Origin of the sequence: Pseudomonas sp. HMSC076A11 (genome assembly GCF_001810205.1) — a bacterium.
Lineage (GTDB): Bacteria > Pseudomonadota > Gammaproteobacteria > Pseudomonadales > Pseudomonadaceae > Pseudomonas > Pseudomonas aeruginosa.
The window spans coordinates 1-15,625 of record NZ_KV800272.1; the positions used below are offsets into that span (position 1 = coordinate 1).

Here is a 15,625-nt window from a genome sequence, read left to right on the forward strand (position 1 = left end):
CGCAGCGCCGTACGCGTTGCAATAGATCGTCCATAGTTCACCCCTTCCAGGATGGCCTCAGGTGGGAATGCCTTCGCGTTTGATCTGCGGGACCGGAATGCTCAGGGCGCGCAATTGCTGGAAGACGTTCATGAATTCGCGGTTGCGCTTGATCTTGCCGTCGTCCAGCTCGAAGGAATGCAGGAAGTGGTTCTCGTAGTAGCCCTCGGGATAGCCGGGGAAGAGGATCTTGCCGTGGCCGTCGCACTCGACCCAGAAGTGGTTGGGATCGTCGGTCTCGAAGACCTTGATGTTGTACCACTCCCAATCCGGGAAGCATTTCAGCGACCACACCGCGTGCTCGGCCAGCTTGTCCTTGCCACGAATGACGATGGGCGAGCCGGTATCGGTGGTCCATAAACCGCCACAGCCGTCCTCGACGAAAAGTTCATGGCGGCGCAGGCGATCCTGGCCTTTGGTGTTCATATACTTGACCACCGTCTCGCGATTCTTCCTGCGCAACTCCACGGCGTCTTCGAAACCTTGGGGAATAGCATTATCGAGCATCGTCATATCTCCTCTTGAATTGGAATAGACATTAATCAGGTGGGAATACCGTCACGTTTTATTTGTGGAACGGCTATTCCCAATGCACGCAATTTCTGCATTGGGTTCATGAACTCGCGATTGCGTTTTATCCGGCCGTTCTCGAGTTCGAAGGAGTGGATGTAGTGGTTCTCGCAATAGCCCTCCGGATACCCCGGGACCAGCGCCTTGCCGCGCCCGTCGCACTCGACCCAGAAGTGGTTCGGATCCTCGGTCTCGAAGATCCGCACGTTGTGCCACTCCCAGTCGGGGAAGCAGCGCTCGAGCCACTCGGCGAGCCGCCTGAGGCTCTCATGGCCCCGGAAAACCAGGGGTTCGCCGCTTTCCGTGGTCCAGTTGCCGGCGCAGCCGTCCTCGACGAACAGGCTGTGCCGCTGCAACCGTTCGGCCCCCTTCATGCGCATGTAGTGCTCGACCGTGGCACGGTTGCGCCGACGCAATTCCAGGTTGTCGGTAAACCCTTTCAACCGTTGGTACTCTCGCATGGTGCGAATCTCCGCCAGTTCGAATCGACTGGCATCCATACCGGAAAGAAGACATCGGGATGACAGGCCGGAGAAATTGCCGTGAAGCTTTTTCCGGGCAAAAGTTGCCCGCTTCGGAGCATCTCCAAAGTTTCAACTAATGCCGAATTGCCATGACCGAATGTTTCGCCTGAAACCCAGTTGTAACCAGATTTGACAGGGGACAAACTTATAAACGCTTTTTTGCAATAGCCATAACCCCTTAAAAATTACAGGTGTGGGGCATCGATTCCGTTCTATTCTTTGGCCGGTTTGCCAAGCGCCCGGAAAGTTGCACTAGCGTGCCGGACAACAGGAGGACAGGCGCAATGGCGAAGGGGGCAGCGGGGAAACGCTGCCGGTGGGAAGGCTGCGCTCAGGCGACCGGCGCAAACGCTATCCGGCCATTCGGTGAATGGCCGGACGCTTGCGCGGCGGCCTCGCTAGGCGACGAGGCGTCGATTCAGTTGAGCAGGCCGATGGCGTAAGCCTTCATGGTGGCCTCCGCCTTGTTGCTGGAGTTGAGCTTGCGCATCGCATTGACGATATGGAACTTCACCGTGCGCTGGTCGATCGACAGGATCAGGCCGATCTCGCCGTAGGTCTTGCCCACCGCGGTCCACTTGAGCATCTCGGTTTCCCTGGCGGTCAGGCGCACATTGCTTTCCGGGACGATGCGCGGCGCCAGCAGGTCGCCGAAGGTAGCCTGCAGCATGCTGGTGATCCAGAGCAGGAAGGATTCCTTCTCCAGGATTTCCGTGGCGGCGATGCTCTCGCTGGAACGCACCAGGGACAGCATGCTGATCAGCCCGTACTTGCCGCGGACCGGGATCGACCAGCCGTGACGGATGCCGTGATGCAGCGCTTCCTCCCAGAAGAAACGGTTCTCCTGGAAGTCTTCGCCATTCCAGATCAGCGGGGTGTATTCCAGGAGACCATGGCGCACGATCGGGTCGATGGATGTGTAGTCTTCGGAGATATATCTGCTTTTCCATTCCCCTGGGTAATTGGACAGGAAATGATATTTAGGTGCGGTCAGCGGGAAAGGCGCCCGCGCACCGAATGAAAAGAATTCGAATCCATAATTACCGCATATCTCGAGAACCAGGGAGAAGAACTCTTCCTCGGTTGTTATTCTTGACAAAATCTCGAGATATCCCTCTCTCTCATCATGCATGCCAGCTTCACCAGTCAACAATCGATCCCGGCAGGATTCGGTTCTTCAGCGTTTTTATTCTTTTTTGTTTCCGTCTTATCCACTCATGACAATTCCCTTTATCAAGCCGGACCTGGAAGTACATATCGCCACCGGCCCTGTGCGGGTGTTCCGGACGAGGTCTAGCCCATTCGCCGCCCGCCGGGCGACGACGAAACGAGGCTGAAGAGAACTTCTCGATGAGCACGGACACGAGGCGCCGCGCAGGAACTGCGCTGGGCTGGAGGGGACGGCGCCCCGGATCTTTGCGGAAACCGTAGAACGGCTCTCCGATGGGCCTCACGGCGGTCTTTCTCATTGTTCTTCTCGCACGCTCCATCGTCGTCGGGAGAGCCTCCCGACAACAAACCTTGGCCCATGGCGGGCCTCGTCGACGAGGCTCCCCGGGGACCAGAAATGGCAACTACATACTTCCCCCCCCTATCTCTCCGCAGATACCTGCCCGGAAGGGCAGGTTGTCCCTGCCGGGCTGTGACAATTTAATTCGACCAGGCATTTCATTGTCCGTGCCGATTTTCACGAAGCGCATTCTGAGGCAATTAAAAAGAGCGCTCCATTCGACCATGGACAAGCTATCCACGCCTGACCGAGATCGCCTTCCGAATATAGCGAAGCGATAACCGCAGCCTGCCGAGAAGTGCTTCAGACAATAAACAGGACGCTGGCCTTTCGTATCGATGAAAGTTCCGCATGGCGTCCGCCCCTAAGGAAGAGGAGATAAATATGATTTATTACTTGATCGGAGTGGCGCTATTCATCTTCATGCTGGAACAGTTGGTTCCCGGCTGGAAATTGCCCAAGGTGAGCACCTGGGTGGCCCGGGTGATCTTCCTCAACATCGTCCAGGTGTCGATCGCCCTGCTCGCCGGCATCACCTGGAACAAATGGATGATGGGGCACAGCCTGCTGCACACCTCGGATGCCCTGCCACCACTGCTGGCCGGCTTCGCCGCCTACTTCGTCAACACCTTCGTCACCTACTGGTGGCATCGCGCGCGCCACGCCAACGACACGCTCTGGCGGCTGTTCCACCAGTTGCACCACGCGCCGCAACGCATCGAGGTATTCACCTCCTTCTACAAGCATCCGACCGAGATGGTCTTCAACTCGCTGCTGGGCAGCTTTGTCGCCTACGTGGTGATGGGCATCAGCATCGAGGCCGGCGCCTACTACATCATGTTCGCCGCGCTCGGCGAGATGTTCTACCACTCGAACCTGCGCACCCCGCACGTCCTCGGCTACCTGTTCCAGCGCCCGGAGATGCACCGCATCCACCACCAGCGCGACCGCCACGAGTGCAACTACAGCGACTTCCCGATCTGGGACATGTTGTTCGGCACCTACGAGAACCCCCGCCGCATCGACGAGCCGCAGGGCTTCGCCGGCGACAAGGAGCAGCAGTTCGTCGACATGCTGCTGTTCCGCGACGTGCACAGCCTCCCCGGAAAAACCCAGCCCGCTCCCGTCCTGGTCAAGCCCGACGTCAGGTGAACGCCATGATTCCAGACATCGATTCCCGTCTCAGCCGGAACATATTGAAATCCATCTCGTATGGCCTCCCCCTCGCCGAAGTGGTCCCCGACCATACCTATGCGCAACTGGAAACGCGCCTCGGCGAACTGAAACGCAGGTATCTGGAGCTGCGCATCTCCCACGGCGCGCGCGAGCTGCCGTTCAGCAACTACCTGTTCTACCTGATCCTCCAGTCGCGCCACCAGGAATTCGACTTCAAGCTGCGCCAGGGCAACTCGGTGGTCACCAACATCCACCGATTCAAGAGCAAGGGACGCATCCCGTCCCTGACCACCCTGCTCCTGGCCGATGCGGTCAACGCCAAGAGCGAGCTGGAGCTCAAGCATCCGGACATCCCGCAGCTCGACCGCCACGCTCGCGACATCGAGCGCTGGCTGGCCGCCGGCAACGTCATGCCGCCCAGCGAGCGGGCCCTGCGCGGCCTGGTTGAGGCGCTGGAGCGCGCCGCTGGCGAAGGCCGTCCGTTGCACCTGGTGAGCGCGGTATGCCCGGACTACTCGCACTCCAGCGATGCCGAGGGCAAGCCGCGCTACACCTTCGAGCGAGTCGGCGACCAGCCCGGCCTGGCCGGCGCCAAGCTGGTCAGCGCCGGCCAGGCGGTGGCGGAGCTGGCCAGGGCGCGCCAGGTGGAAATCCGCCACGCGATCCTCGGCGGCGAGTTCGAGTACCTATCGTTCAACCGCAACCCCGCCACCGGCGAGACCCGCGAGGGTTTCCTCGGCAAGGTCGAGCGCCAGCTCGAGCGGATCGCCGGGGCCCTGCCCTGCCCGGCCGCGACCTGCTCGTTCTTCGAGATGTGCGGCGGCGAGGACGGCTGGCACCGGGCCCACGGCGAGATCGTCCAGCGCCTGGAACAGGGCGACTACGGCCAGACCGGGCTGGACTACCCGGCCCTGGAATCGATCTTCCTGTCGCGCCTGCCGCTCTACGAGAAATGGTTCGCCAGCCAGTCGCGCGAGCAGATCTGGGCCAGCTTCGTCTCCCAGGCCGCCGAGTACGCATTGATGGGAAAACTCTTCGGCGAGCGCTTCGACAACTTCGTCGTGCTGGCCGTCGATCACTACCGGATGGAGCCGTTCTACTCGTTCTTCGCGACCGTCCCGACGCTCTACATCCGAACCGACTACCTGTAACGAGGGAGCGCCTGCGCCATGCAAGATGAACTGTTCAAGACCCGATACTCCAAGTACGGATACGGCATCGACGTGCGCCGTACCTACAAGGACCTGCCCTGCCAGCCGTTCTGGACCTGGGTCACCGGCAAGTCGCTGAACGACCGCCCGCCGCGACGGCCGAAAGACACCCTGCTCAAGCCCTGGCAGCTCTACCTGCACATCAGTTGGGGCTACGCGGTGTTCTTCCTCGCGGTGATCTACGGCCAGCAACTGCTCGCCTCGCAGCAGCCACTGTGGCTGAAGTGCCTGTTGGGCGCGCTGATCATGTGCCTGGTGGTCAACCGCCAGCGTGGCTTCCTCCATACCTTCCACTACACCACCCATGGCGCCAGCCTGGAGAACAAGGCGCTGGCCCGCTTCACCTGCAAGTGGATCCTGTCGATCCCGATCCTGCACACCCCGCGCGACGAGTACGTGAAGCTGCACGTGAACGAACACCACAGCGTGCGCACCTTCAATACCGAGCACGACGTCGACCTGGTCTTCATGAAACAGCACGGCTTCTACAAGGGCATGTCCGAGAGCGCCTTCTGGACCCGCCTGGTGCTCGCGCCCTTCCATCCGGCGCGGATCCTCGAGCACCTGAAGTTCCGTTTCGACGTCAGCTTCGTCTCCGCCCCGCGCCACGAGCGCGTCAGCCGGGCGCTCTACTGGGCTGCGCTGCTCGGCCTGGTGTACGCCAGCGGCTACCTGGAGGCGTTCGCGCTGTTCTACCTGTTCCCGATCTTCATCCTCACCCAGTACTCGTCGTGGATCCAGCACGTCTCCGAGCACCTCTGGTTCGCCCGCAACGAGCACGGCCTGCCGCGCTTCCTGCACTACGGCTCGCTGAGCTGGGGACGCTTCCTCGGCCGCCCCTACCCGGCCGACAAGCAGGGCCTGGCCTTCGCCCTGGCGTTCGTTCGCTGGAGCCTGGGCGTGCTGCTGATCGACATCCCGCTGCGGGTGTTCTCCTTCATGCAGGACCTGCCCAGCCACGACTTCCACCATCGCAAGCCGGGAGTGAACTTCTGGCGCATCGCGCCGGAGCGCGCGGCCAACGAGGCGCGCCCCTCGAAGTTCGGCCCGATGACCGAGACCTGGGGCATGTGGGAGAACTTCCTGATCCTGCGCGACCACCTCTGCCGCGGCCAGTCGGACCCGTTCGGAATCGTCGACTGGTACCGCGAGAACCATGCCCGGCTCGCTCCGGAGACCGATGCCGCCAACCAGCCCCACACCAACCAACCCGCATCCCAGGCTACCGCCTGATCACACAGGAAACCCCATGAATACTCAGATTGCCCAGATCACCCAGAGCCTGGCAGCCAACGGCTGCGCCTATATCACCCCCAGCGACGCGCTCTACGACGAGCAGGACTGGGAACTGATGAACCAGGTCCTGGCCAACTCGACCCTGCCGTGGGAGAAGATCCTGATCGGCGACGCCGACGAGGAGAACGACCTCTACGTGGCCCGTTTCATGACCGACCGCGACCGTCCCACGGTGGTCAACCATGCGCTGTCGGAGCTGATCATCCCGCGCGTCTGCAACGACAACGTGATGAGCCTGTTCCGCAAGCTGATGGGCGACGACGCCTTCTACGTCCGGCGCATGCAGGTGAACCGGATGAAGGCCGGCTCGTTCATCGGCCGGCACCTGGATACCGACAGCAACCCGGACTACCAGTATTCCATCGTCCTGCAGCTCGGCACCTACTTCTCCGGCGGCCAGTTCGTGGTCTACGACCGCGACGGCAACCTGCGCAACGACATCAAGCCGGAGCCGCGCTCGGTGATCATCAGCGACTGCAGCTATCCCCACGAGGTCCAGCGGGTGACCGCCGGCGAGCGCGTCTCGCTGGTGTTCTTCGTCAGTCGCCATGCGGACCGGAACCGGCGGGTCTATTGACCCGTCGGCGTGGAGACTCGAAGCGATGTCGAAGAACGCACGTTACGCCTGGCGCCTGTCCCTCGGCGGCCTGCTGCTGGGGCTACTGGCCTGCGCGGTCTACCTGCTGGCCGTCCCGCTGGGCTTCAAGTACGGCGAGATCCAGGTCGGCCATGGCCTGGAACACGAGGGGCGGATCGCCTGGGACGCCGCCGGCGTCCCGCATATCCGCGCGCAGAACCTGGAGGACGGCTATTTCCTGCTCGGCTACAGCCACGCCAGGGATCGCCTGTGGCAGATGGAGTTCGCCCGCCGCTATGCCGGCGGGACGCTCTCCGAAGTGTTCGGCGCCAAGACCCTGCCGATGGACAGGTTCGCCCGCACCCTGGGCTTCCGACGCACCGCCGAGGGCATCTACGCCAACCTGGACGCGCCCACGCGCGTCCTGCTGCAACGCTACAGCGACGGGATCAACGCCTATCTGGGGCTGGCCCCGGCGGCGCTGCCGCTGGAATTCAGCCTGGTGCGCCACGAACGGCCGGGGCCTTGGGGGCCGGTGGACAGCCTGTCCCTGCACCTGCTCTATTCCTGGACCCTGAGCGCCAACCTGGGCATGCAGTTGCAGCGCCTGGCGCTGGCCGAGCACCTGGACCTGGCGCGGATCAACGAGGTGTTCGCCCCCTATCCGGGCGAGCGGCCGCCGGCCACCCGCGACTACGCCAGCCTGTACCGCTCCCTGCGCGGCACGCCGGACGCCGGCAAGCTGCTGGGGCAACTGCCCGGTTCCAACGTCGAGGGCATCGGTTCGAACAACTGGGTGGTCTCCGCCAGCCGCAGCGCCACCGGCAAGCCGCTGCTGGCCAACGATCCGCACCTGCGCCTGACCAACCCGGCGGCCTTCTACCTGGCCAGCCTGAAGATCCCCGGCCTGAGCCTCACCGGCGCCAACTTCGCCGGCGCCCCGCTGTTCGTCATCGGCCATAACCAGCGCATCGCCTGGGGCTACACCAATACCGGCTCGCACATCCAGGACGCCTACCTGGAGCGCGTCGATCCCCAGGACCCGCGGCGCTACCTGACCCCGGACGGCTACCGGCCCTTCGAGACGCGCCTGGAACGCATCGCCGTGCGCGACGGCGAGCCGGTCTCGCTGGAGGTCCGCAGCACCCGCCACGGCCCGGTGATCAGCGACATCTACGAACCGGCGCGGCTGCCGCAGGCGCAGCGCGACCGGCTGGTGATCGCCCTCGCCTGGACCGGCCTCGACCATCACGACAAGACCTTCCCGAGCCTGCTGGCGATCAACCGGGCCGAAGGCTGGGAGCAGTTCCTCGACGCCGCCGCCGACTTCGGCGTACCGCCGCAGAACATGGTCTATGCCGACGTCGAGGGCAACATCGGCTACGTCTCCGCCGGTCGCGTACCGCTCCGCGGCGCCGACGACGACCTCCATGGCCTGGCCCCCTCGCCCGGCTGGGAGAGCCGCTACGACTGGGTCGGCTACGTTCCGGAAAGCGCCAAGCCACGCAGCCTCAACCCGCGCGAAGGGTTCATCGCCACGGCGAACCAGCGCATCGTGCCGCCCGACAATGCCTTCGACTTCGGCCACGACTGGGTCCTGCCCTACCGCTACGACCGCATCCGCGAGTGGCTCGGCGGCCCCGGCCAGCGCACCCTGGAAGACAGCCTGGAGTTGCAGAACGACGAGTTCTCCAGCGTGATGGCGAGCCTGTTGCCGAAGATGCTGGAGCAGGTCAGCGACCCCGAACTGCGCGCCAGCGAGGCCTTCGCCCTGCTCCAGGGCTGGAACCACCAGGCCGCCGCCGACCTGGCCGCGCCACTGATCGCCGGCTACTGGGTACGCGCCTTCACCCGCGAGCTGCTGCAACCGAGGATCGGCACGCAGTTGCTGGCCAGCGGCTGGAACCAGCGCAACTACGACGGATTCCTCCGGCTGATCCTCGACGGCCAGGCCGACCTGCGCTTCTGGTGCGGCCAGGAACAAGGCTGCGACCTCAAGCTGAACCAGTCGCTGCGCCGCGCCCTCGACGAACTGCGAGCCGCCCACGGAAGCGCGCCGGACGGCTGGAAGTGGGGCGAGGCGCACGCCGCCCTCGCCGAGCACGTGCCCTTCCACAAGACCCCGTTGCGCACGCTGTTCGACCTGAAGAACAACAAGGGCGGCGACAACTTCAGCGTCAACGTCGGGCGCTTCGACTACAGCGACCCGGCCAACCCGTTCAACACCCGGATCGCCGCGACCCTGCGGATGGTCATCGACCTGGCGGACTTCGACAACTCGCGCTACGCGCTGTCCACCCGCAACTCCGGGCTGCCGTTCGACGGTGCCACCGACCTCAACGAACTCTGGGCCCGCGGCGCGTACATCCGTATCGCCGACGACGCCCCCGACGCGACGGACCGCCAGTTGGTCCTGCGCCCTTCAGCCCCTTCCTCCGGCGAGCCACGACCATGACCAGCGATCCGCAGAAAAACGCCTTCGACCTCGACTACTCCAGCCGCGAACGGCAGTTCCCCGAGGGCTTCAAGCGCAAGATAGTCGCCGACCTGCAAGAGGGAATGCCGCAGTTCGACGTGCTGCAATACTTCGGCAACCAGCCGGATATCTTCGAGACCTACGACCACCTGGTGCTAGCGACCGACCCGGAGGGCGAACGGATCATCGGCATCCTGGGCGCGAAGGACTTCGTCCGCGGCTCGACACGCTTCCTCTACCTGTGGACGGCGATGGTGGTCGACCGCTACCACCGCACCAGCCTGTTCAAGCGGATCAACCAGTTCTTCCTGCGCCAGGTCAGCGAGCGCAACGGCGGGCTGCCGCCGCTGATCGTGGCGAAGACCTACAACCCGGTGGTCTACAACATGTTCCGCGCCCTCAGCGCGCGGATTCCGGGAGCGACGCTGTACCCGGACCTGGAAGCGCCGCGCCAGAACCCGGACATGGTCGACCTGGCCCTCGACGTGGTCGGCACGCTGTCCGCCAACCTGCGCCTGGATGCGGAAACCGGCCTGATACCCGGCGGGCAACGCAGCGTCGCCCCGGATTTCTTCCCGCGCATGGCGATGTCCAGCCACGCCAGGACCAACGACCACTTCGTCGCCCACGTCGGCAGCAGCGACCAGATCCTCTGCATGGTCCGCCTCGCGCCCGGTGCCGAACCCTACGTGCAGCAGAGGATCATCCGGTGAGCGGACTCGCGCAGCGCTCCGACGACCCGTGGCTGGCGGCGCTGCCGGCCGCGGTGCTCTACGGCGCCTGGGCGGCCTATGCCAACCAGGACGGCGGCCTGGCCGGGATGGGCGTCGCCGCCCTGCTCCAGGGCGCCGCGAGTCTCCTGGCGACGCGCTTCGGCCTGTACCTGTTGCAATGTCTCGGCCGCCGCCACGGCCTTGCGCAACGCCAGGCGCCCCTGCTGGTGGTGCTCCTGCTGACCGCACCGATGGCCGCGCTGCACTGGCTCTCGGGCACGCCGCATCCATTGACGAGCGTGGCGCCATCGTTCGTCATCGGCTGGCTCTACTTCACCCTCTGGGCGCGCCGCCGCCCGGGTCGCCGGCAAGTCAGCGGCGCCTAGCCGGCGCCCCCGCTCGAGCCGTTCCCCGTCGGCGGGATCGGCCCGTATACTCGGAGCCTTCCTATCCGCCCAAGGACGCGCCATCGCCATGCTGGAGATTCTCGGAAAGGCCTCTTCGATCAACGTGCGCAAGGTGCTCTGGACCTGCGCCGAACTGGACCTGCCCTACCGCCGCGAAGACTGGGGCAGCGGCTTCCGCGACACCCACGCGGCGGAATTCCTCGCCCTCAACCCGAACGCCATGGTGCCGGTGCTGCGCGACGGCGAACTGGTGCTCTGGGAATCCAACAGCATCATCCGCTACCTGGCCAACCGCTATGCCGGCGAACGCCTCTATCCGCAGCAGGCGGCACCGCGCGCGCGGGTCGACCAGTGGCTGGACTGGCAGGCCTCCGACCTCAACCGCTCGTGGAGCTATGCCTTCATGAGCCTGGTCCGGCAGTCGCCGGCGCACCGCGACGCGGCCCAGGTGGAGGCTTCGCTGCGCGGTTGGACGGGCTTCATGGAAACCCTCGAGGGACAACTGCTACGCACTGGCGCCTATGTCGCCGGCGAGACCTTCAGCCTGGCCGACATCGCCATCGGCCTGTCGGTCAACCGCTGGTACGAGACGCCGTTCGAGCATCCGTCGCTGCCAGCGGTGCGCGCCTATTACGAGCGCCTCGGCGCCCGTCCCGGCTTCCTCGCCCACGGCCGCAACGGCGTACCCTGAGCGAGGCGCGCGATCACTGGCCGAGCGCCTTGTTCAGGCGCTGCGCCAGGGCGGTGGTGTTGGCGCCGGCGGTATCCAGCAGCAGGTAGTCGTAGTCGGACTTGGCCACCGGGGCGATGCGGTATTGCAGGACGCCCTCGACCACCTGCTGGCCGGCCGGCACGCTGAGGGTGCCGACGCAGGACAGCACGCCGCTGTCGGGATCCTTCTCGAGGATCGCCACGTCGCGCAGCGCGCTGTCCTTGAACTCCGGCGAGCGCTCGGTGATCGCGCCCTGGAGGAAGATCCGCATCAGTTGGTCTTTCACGTCCGGCGAGGCACAGGCCTCGGCCTCCTTCTTCGCGCAGGCGCTCAACAGCAGCGCGGCGCCCAATACAGCGAGCACGGGTAGCTTCATCATCCCCTCGGGGGTTGGTTGGTGATGCGCAGTTGGACTGCGCCGCCGGCGAATGATTCCCAGGCCCCGCGCGGCGCCTGCCGCAGCCAGCACTGGCCAGCCGGCGCGTCTGCCAGTAGTCTGTCCGCCGCGCTGGCGACGCCGGCCCCACGCCAACTGGAGCAAGACATGTACCGAGACACCGTGACCCTCACCGTCAGCGCCGAGCAACGCGGCCGCGAAAGCGAGGCCGTGGACAACCCGAACGTCGCCATCGGCCTGGAAAGCGTCGAGCCGGGCGTGCTCAAGCTGCACTTCGAAGGCCAGCTGGACGCCCCGGAGAACGCTACCCACATCTGCTTCAGCCTGACCATCGGCCTCACCTACTACGGCCCGATCCTCGACGGCGCGGCCAGCGAGAACGGCGGCTGGATGACCTTCGAAAGCGACATGCTCGACCCGGCGCAACTGGCCTGAACCCGCGACGCGGTTGACAGCGCGCCGCGCAGCCCGTAGAAATTGCCCGTCCCCCTTTTTCCGGTATTCCACGGCATGTCCCTGTCCTTCGACTTCGAGCGTTTTCCGCTTGGCCCCGGCGCCAAGGCTCGGGGCCGTGCCGTTGCCGCGAAGAAATCGAAGAAACAGTCGCTCATTTGACCGGGGCGTGCTGTCCCGTCAGGTGAGCTGACAGGACACGCAGGCGCTCCCGCCTCCCGCCGAACCCCTTCCGCCCTCCTGACGCCGACAAGACGGTCAGCCACCAGGAGAGAGTCATGTCATCGTTCCAAGGTATCTGGGTCCCGCTGGTCACGCCGTTCCGCCATGGCGAGATCGACTTCGCCGCGCTGCCGCGCCTGCTCGACCACCTGCTGAATGCCGGTGTCGCCGGGGTCGTGGTCTGCGGTACCACCGGCGAAGCCGCGGCGCTCGAACACGGCGAACAGCTGCAATTGCTCGACGCCGTGCTCGAACGGGTGGCGCCGGAGCGCGTGGCGATGGGGCTGGCCGGCAACAACCAGGCGCAACTGCTGGCCTTCCAGCGCGAAGTGCTAGAGCGTCCGCTCGCCGGCCTGCTGGTGCCGGCGCCCTACTACATCCGCCCCTCCCAGGAGGCGCTGGTGCGCTTCTTCCATGGGGTCGCCGACGCGTCCAGCGTGCCGCTGATCGTCTACGACATTCCCTATCGCACCGGTGTGCGCATGGAACTGGAAACCCTGCGACGGATCGTCGGCCACCCGCGCATCGCCGCGATCAAGGACTGCGGCGGCAGCCTGGAAAACACCCTGGCATTGCTGGCAGACGGCCAGGTGGCGGTGCTCGCCGGCGAAGACCTGCAAATGTTCAACGCCTTCTGCCTGGGCGCCAGCGGTGCCATCGCCGCCTCCGCGCACCTGCACCCACAGCGCTTCGTCGCGCTTCACCGGCAGGTCGTCGAGGGCCGGCTGGAAGCGGCCCGGGCCAACTTCTTCGCGCTGTTGCCGTTGATCCGTGCGGCCTTCGCCGAACCCAACCCGGCGCCGGTCAAGGCCGGCCTGGCGCGCCAGGGACTGATCGGCGACGAGCTGCGCGCGCCCTTGCTGGGCTGCGGCGCGGCACTGGCGGAACGGCTCGGGAGCTTGCTCGCGGAGATCCCGGCGCGGCTCGCCTAGGCGTCGGCAGCCTCAGAACAGCGCCATCTGCCGGTCGACCAGGGTGGCGAAATCGTCGCCGACGAACGGCAGGATGGCGTCGGCCACCGGCTGCAACTGCTTGCCCACGTAGTGCTCGTAGTCGATGGCCGAACGCCGCGCCTCGAGCGGCTCGGGACCGGCGACGCTGATCACGTAGCTGATCCAGCCGCCGCTCTGGTACTGCCGCGGGCGCCCGCGCTCGAGGTTGTAGTCGTCGGCGATGCGCGCCGCGCGCACATGCGGCGGCACGTTGCGCTGGTAATCGTCGAGGCGCCGGCGCAGGCGCTTGCGGTAGACCAGCAGGTCGTCCAGCTCGCCGGCCAGGGTCCGTCGTACGTAATCGCGCACGTAGTCCTGGTAGGGCTGGCGATTGAAGATGCGCAGGTAGAGTTCCTGCTGGAAGCGCTGGGCCAGCGGCGACCAGTCGGTGCGCACGGTCTCCAGGCCCTTGAAGACCATCTCCTCGCCACCGTCGGCGCGGCGCACCAGGCCGGCGTAGCGTTTCTTGCTGCCCTCCTCGGCGCCGCGCACGGTGGGCATGAGAAAACGCCGGTAATGGGTCTCGAATTGCAGCTCGAGGGCGCTGTCGAGGCCGAATTCTTCTTTCAGGTGCTCGCGCCACCAGTCGTTGACCCGCGCCACCAGCGCCCGGCCGATGGCCGCGGCCTCCTCCTCGGCGCGGGGGCTGCCGAGCCAGACGAAGGTGGAGTCGGTATCGCCATAGATCACCGTATAGCCCTCGGCCTCGATCAGCTCGCGGGTACGGCGCATGATCCGATGCCCGCGCAGGGTGATGGACGAGGCCAGGCGCGGGTCGAAGAAGCGGCAGCCGCTGGAGCCCAGCACCCCGTAGAAGGCGTTCATGATGATCTTCAACGCCTGCGAGAGCGGCTGGTTGCGTTCGCGCTTGGCCGCCTCGCGGCCCTCCCAGACCCGTGCGACGATGGCCGGCAGGCAATGCCGGGTACGCGAGAAACGGGCGCCGCGAAAACCTTCCACCGAGTGCTCGTCGTCCGGCTGGCGCAGGCCTTCCACCAGGCCGACCGGGTCGATCAGGAAGGTACGGATGATCGACGGATACAGGCTCTTGTAGTCGAGCACCAGCACCGATTCGTAGAGGCCCGGCCGCGAGTCCATGACGAAGCCGCCGGGACTGGCTTCCGGACGCTTCTCGCCGAGGTTCGGGGCGACGAAGCCGGCACGGTGCATCAACGGCATGTACAGGTGGGTGAAGGCCGCCACCGAGCCGCCGCTGCGGTCCGCCGGCAGGCCGGTGACGGTGGCCCGTTCGAGGAGGAAGTCGAGCAGTTCGGTACGGGCGAAGATCCGCGTCACCAATTCGCAGTCCTTCAGGTTGTAGTGCGCGAGGGCCGGCTTGTCCTCGGCGAACATGCGATCGATCTCGTCCATCCGCTGGTACGGATTGTCGATCGCCTTGCCTTCGCCGAGCAGGGTCCGGGCGACGTTCTCCAGGCTGAACGAGGGGAAACTCCAGGTCGCCGAGCGCAGCGCCTCGATGCCATCGATGATCAGGCGGCCGGCCGCCGCGGCGAAAAAGTGGTTGTTGCGGCTGCCGTGCTCGCGCCAGCCCATTTCGTCGCCGCCACGCCCCAGGCGCAGCGGCACCTTCAGGCGCTGGGCATGCTCATGCAGGACGCGCAGGTCGAACTGCACCAGGTTCCAGCCGATGATGGCGTCGGGATCGTGCTCGGCCAGCCACTGGTTGAGACGTTCCAGCAGCCCGGCACGGCTGTCGCAATAGTCGAGGCGGAAATCCACGGCCTCGGCATCGCCGTTGGCCGGGCCGAGCATATATACCTGGCGCTGGCCGCAGCCTTCCAGGGCGATGGAGTAGAGATCGCCGCGGGCGTTGGTCTCGATGTCCAGCGACACCAGGCGCAGGCGCGGGCGATAGTCCGGAGCCGGCTTCAGGCGCCGGGCGAGCAGGCTGCCGTCAGCCTCGACACTCGCCTCCAGGCTGACCGGCGCGGTGATGAAGCGCTCCATCAGGTAGCGCTCCGGCGGCCGGATATCGGCCTCGAACACCTCGACGCCGGCCTGGCGCAAGCGTTTCTCCAGATTCATCAGTTGGCGATGCTGCTGGCAGTACAGGCCGAGCACCGGCCGCTGCTGGAAGTCGCGCAGCGCCAGCGGCCGCAGCTCGGCGCCAGTCTCCCCGGCGAGCAGGGACTCGACGCGCCCCCGCTGCTCGGCGAGGACGAACGCCACCGACGGCTGCGGCGGCAGCCGCACCTGTCGCGGGCCCTGCTCGGTCGCCAGCCAGAACGCGACTTCCGTGCCGGCCGGCGTATCGCGCCAGTGCCGGGTCAGGACGAACCCTTGCAGTAACTCCACCATCGACCCCGAATCTCTCGCATCCGCCGATTCT

The 15,625-nt window shown here is 65.5% G+C and carries 15 protein-coding genes; 10 read left to right on the plus strand and 5 right to left on the minus strand.

Annotated elements, in window-relative coordinates:
• Nucleotides 1–57: 57 nt before the first annotated feature.
• The 3 genes from phzB to qscR form a co-directional block, all read right to left on the minus strand.
• Complete coding sequence (gene phzB, locus HMPREF2716_RS04480) at nucleotides 58–546, minus strand: phenazine biosynthesis protein PhzB (protein WP_003115119.1); 489 nt, start codon at nucleotides 544–546, stop codon at nucleotides 58–60.
• A 35-nt stretch (nucleotides 547–581) separates the two neighbouring features.
• Nucleotides 582–1,070, minus strand: a complete 489-nt coding sequence (phzA, locus tag HMPREF2716_RS04485) for a phenazine biosynthesis protein PhzA (protein ID WP_003450170.1) — start codon at nucleotides 1,068–1,070, stop codon at nucleotides 582–584.
• A 481-nt stretch (nucleotides 1,071–1,551) separates the two neighbouring features.
• Nucleotides 1,552–2,265, minus strand: a complete 714-nt coding sequence (gene qscR / locus HMPREF2716_RS04490; protein WP_003118960.1) for a quorum-sensing transcriptional repressor QscR — start codon at nucleotides 2,263–2,265, stop codon at nucleotides 1,552–1,554.
• A 762-nt stretch (nucleotides 2,266–3,027) separates the two neighbouring features.
• Between qscR and HMPREF2716_RS04495 the strand changes: the two genes are divergently transcribed.
• The 8 genes from HMPREF2716_RS04495 to HMPREF2716_RS04530 all read left to right on the plus strand — a co-directional run bounded on the left by HMPREF2716_RS04495 (nucleotide 3,028) and on the right by HMPREF2716_RS04530 (nucleotide 11,190).
• The gene (locus HMPREF2716_RS04495; protein WP_003102692.1) at nucleotides 3,028–3,795 is read left to right on the plus strand and encodes a sterol desaturase family protein; all 768 of its coding nucleotides are present in this window, start codon (nucleotides 3,028–3,030) and stop codon (nucleotides 3,793–3,795) included.
• A gap of 5 nt (nucleotides 3,796–3,800) precedes the next feature.
• The gene (locus tag HMPREF2716_RS04500; protein WP_003088150.1) at nucleotides 3,801–4,970 is read left to right on the plus strand and encodes a hypothetical protein; all 1,170 of its coding nucleotides are present in this window, start codon (nucleotides 3,801–3,803) and stop codon (nucleotides 4,968–4,970) included.
• 18 nt (nucleotides 4,971–4,988) lie between these two features.
• Nucleotides 4,989–6,263 carry a fatty acid desaturase gene (locus HMPREF2716_RS04505; protein ID WP_003102695.1) on the plus strand — a complete coding sequence of 425 codons (1,275 nt, stop codon included), beginning with the start codon at nucleotides 4,989–4,991 and terminating at the stop codon, nucleotides 6,261–6,263.
• Between the two features lie 16 nt (nucleotides 6,264–6,279).
• Complete coding sequence (locus HMPREF2716_RS04510; RefSeq protein ID WP_003088147.1) at nucleotides 6,280–6,903, plus strand: 2OG-Fe(II) oxygenase; 624 nt, start codon at nucleotides 6,280–6,282, stop codon at nucleotides 6,901–6,903.
• 25 nt (nucleotides 6,904–6,928) lie between these two features.
• Complete coding sequence (locus HMPREF2716_RS04515) at nucleotides 6,929–9,358, plus strand: penicillin acylase family protein (RefSeq protein ID WP_070621825.1); 2,430 nt, start codon at nucleotides 6,929–6,931, stop codon at nucleotides 9,356–9,358.
• Nucleotides 9,355–10,092, plus strand: coding sequence for a hypothetical protein (locus HMPREF2716_RS04520; RefSeq protein WP_003102703.1), 738 nt, complete (start codon nucleotides 9,355–9,357; stop codon nucleotides 10,090–10,092). Before HMPREF2716_RS04515 ends, HMPREF2716_RS04520 begins: the two co-directional genes overlap by 4 nt.
• Complete coding sequence (locus HMPREF2716_RS04525) at nucleotides 10,089–10,478, plus strand: hypothetical protein (protein WP_003160096.1); 390 nt, start codon at nucleotides 10,089–10,091, stop codon at nucleotides 10,476–10,478. The genes HMPREF2716_RS04520 and HMPREF2716_RS04525 overlap by 4 nt, the downstream gene beginning before the upstream one ends.
• Before the next feature lie 88 nt (nucleotides 10,479–10,566).
• Nucleotides 10,567–11,190, plus strand: coding sequence for a glutathione S-transferase family protein (locus HMPREF2716_RS04530; RefSeq protein WP_003117660.1), 624 nt, complete (start codon nucleotides 10,567–10,569; stop codon nucleotides 11,188–11,190).
• A 13-nt stretch (nucleotides 11,191–11,203) separates the two neighbouring features.
• On the opposite strand, the gene HMPREF2716_RS29945 is transcribed toward HMPREF2716_RS04530, so the two are convergent.
• Nucleotides 11,204–11,590, minus strand: a complete 387-nt coding sequence (locus HMPREF2716_RS29945) for a hypothetical protein (protein WP_003115740.1) — start codon at nucleotides 11,588–11,590, stop codon at nucleotides 11,204–11,206.
• Between the two features lie 165 nt (nucleotides 11,591–11,755).
• Between HMPREF2716_RS29945 and HMPREF2716_RS29950 the strand changes: the two genes are divergently transcribed.
• A complete protein-coding gene (locus HMPREF2716_RS29950) occupies nucleotides 11,756–12,043 on the plus strand; it encodes a hypothetical protein (protein ID WP_003088136.1) in 288 nt (95 codons plus the stop codon).
• A gap of 296 nt (nucleotides 12,044–12,339) precedes the next feature.
• Complete coding sequence (dapA, locus tag HMPREF2716_RS04545) at nucleotides 12,340–13,215, plus strand: 4-hydroxy-tetrahydrodipicolinate synthase (RefSeq protein ID WP_003117661.1); 876 nt, start codon at nucleotides 12,340–12,342, stop codon at nucleotides 13,213–13,215.
• Nucleotides 13,216–13,227: 12 nt separating this feature from the next.
• Here the strand turns inward: dapA and HMPREF2716_RS04550 are convergent, their stop codons facing one another.
• Complete coding sequence (locus HMPREF2716_RS04550) at nucleotides 13,228–15,591, minus strand: DNA polymerase II (RefSeq protein WP_070621827.1); 2,364 nt, start codon at nucleotides 15,589–15,591, stop codon at nucleotides 13,228–13,230.
• Nucleotides 15,592–15,625 lie beyond the last annotated feature (34 nt).

What these genes read in the sequence shown, in the direction of transcription:
- dapA (WP_003117661.1), top strand. Translation starts at nt 12,340, where the DNA reads ATGTCATCGTTCCAAGGTATCTGGGTCCCGCTGGTCACGCCGTTCCGC.
- phzA (WP_003450170.1), bottom strand. Translation starts at nt 1,070, where the DNA reads ATGCGAGAGTACCAACGGTTGAAAGGGTTTACCGACAACCTGGAATTG.
- HMPREF2716_RS04520 (WP_003102703.1), top strand. Translation starts at nt 9,355, where the DNA reads ATGACCAGCGATCCGCAGAAAAACGCCTTCGACCTCGACTACTCCAGC.
- HMPREF2716_RS04505 (WP_003102695.1), top strand. Translation starts at nt 4,989, where the DNA reads ATGCAAGATGAACTGTTCAAGACCCGATACTCCAAGTACGGATACGGC.
- qscR (WP_003118960.1), bottom strand. Translation starts at nt 2,265, where the DNA reads ATGCATGATGAGAGAGAGGGATATCTCGAGATTTTGTCAAGAATAACA.
- HMPREF2716_RS04530 (WP_003117660.1), top strand. Translation starts at nt 10,567, where the DNA reads ATGCTGGAGATTCTCGGAAAGGCCTCTTCGATCAACGTGCGCAAGGTG.
- HMPREF2716_RS04500 (WP_003088150.1), top strand. Translation starts at nt 3,801, where the DNA reads ATGATTCCAGACATCGATTCCCGTCTCAGCCGGAACATATTGAAATCC.
- phzB (WP_003115119.1), bottom strand. Translation starts at nt 546, where the DNA reads ATGCTCGATAATGCTATTCCCCAAGGTTTCGAAGACGCCGTGGAGTTG.
- HMPREF2716_RS29950 (WP_003088136.1), top strand. Translation starts at nt 11,756, where the DNA reads ATGTACCGAGACACCGTGACCCTCACCGTCAGCGCCGAGCAACGCGGC.
- HMPREF2716_RS04515 (WP_070621825.1), top strand. Translation starts at nt 6,929, where the DNA reads ATGTCGAAGAACGCACGTTACGCCTGGCGCCTGTCCCTCGGCGGCCTG.
- HMPREF2716_RS29945 (WP_003115740.1), bottom strand. Translation starts at nt 11,590, where the DNA reads ATGATGAAGCTACCCGTGCTCGCTGTATTGGGCGCCGCGCTGCTGTTG.
- HMPREF2716_RS04510 (WP_003088147.1), top strand. Translation starts at nt 6,280, where the DNA reads ATGAATACTCAGATTGCCCAGATCACCCAGAGCCTGGCAGCCAACGGC.
- HMPREF2716_RS04495 (WP_003102692.1), top strand. Translation starts at nt 3,028, where the DNA reads ATGATTTATTACTTGATCGGAGTGGCGCTATTCATCTTCATGCTGGAA.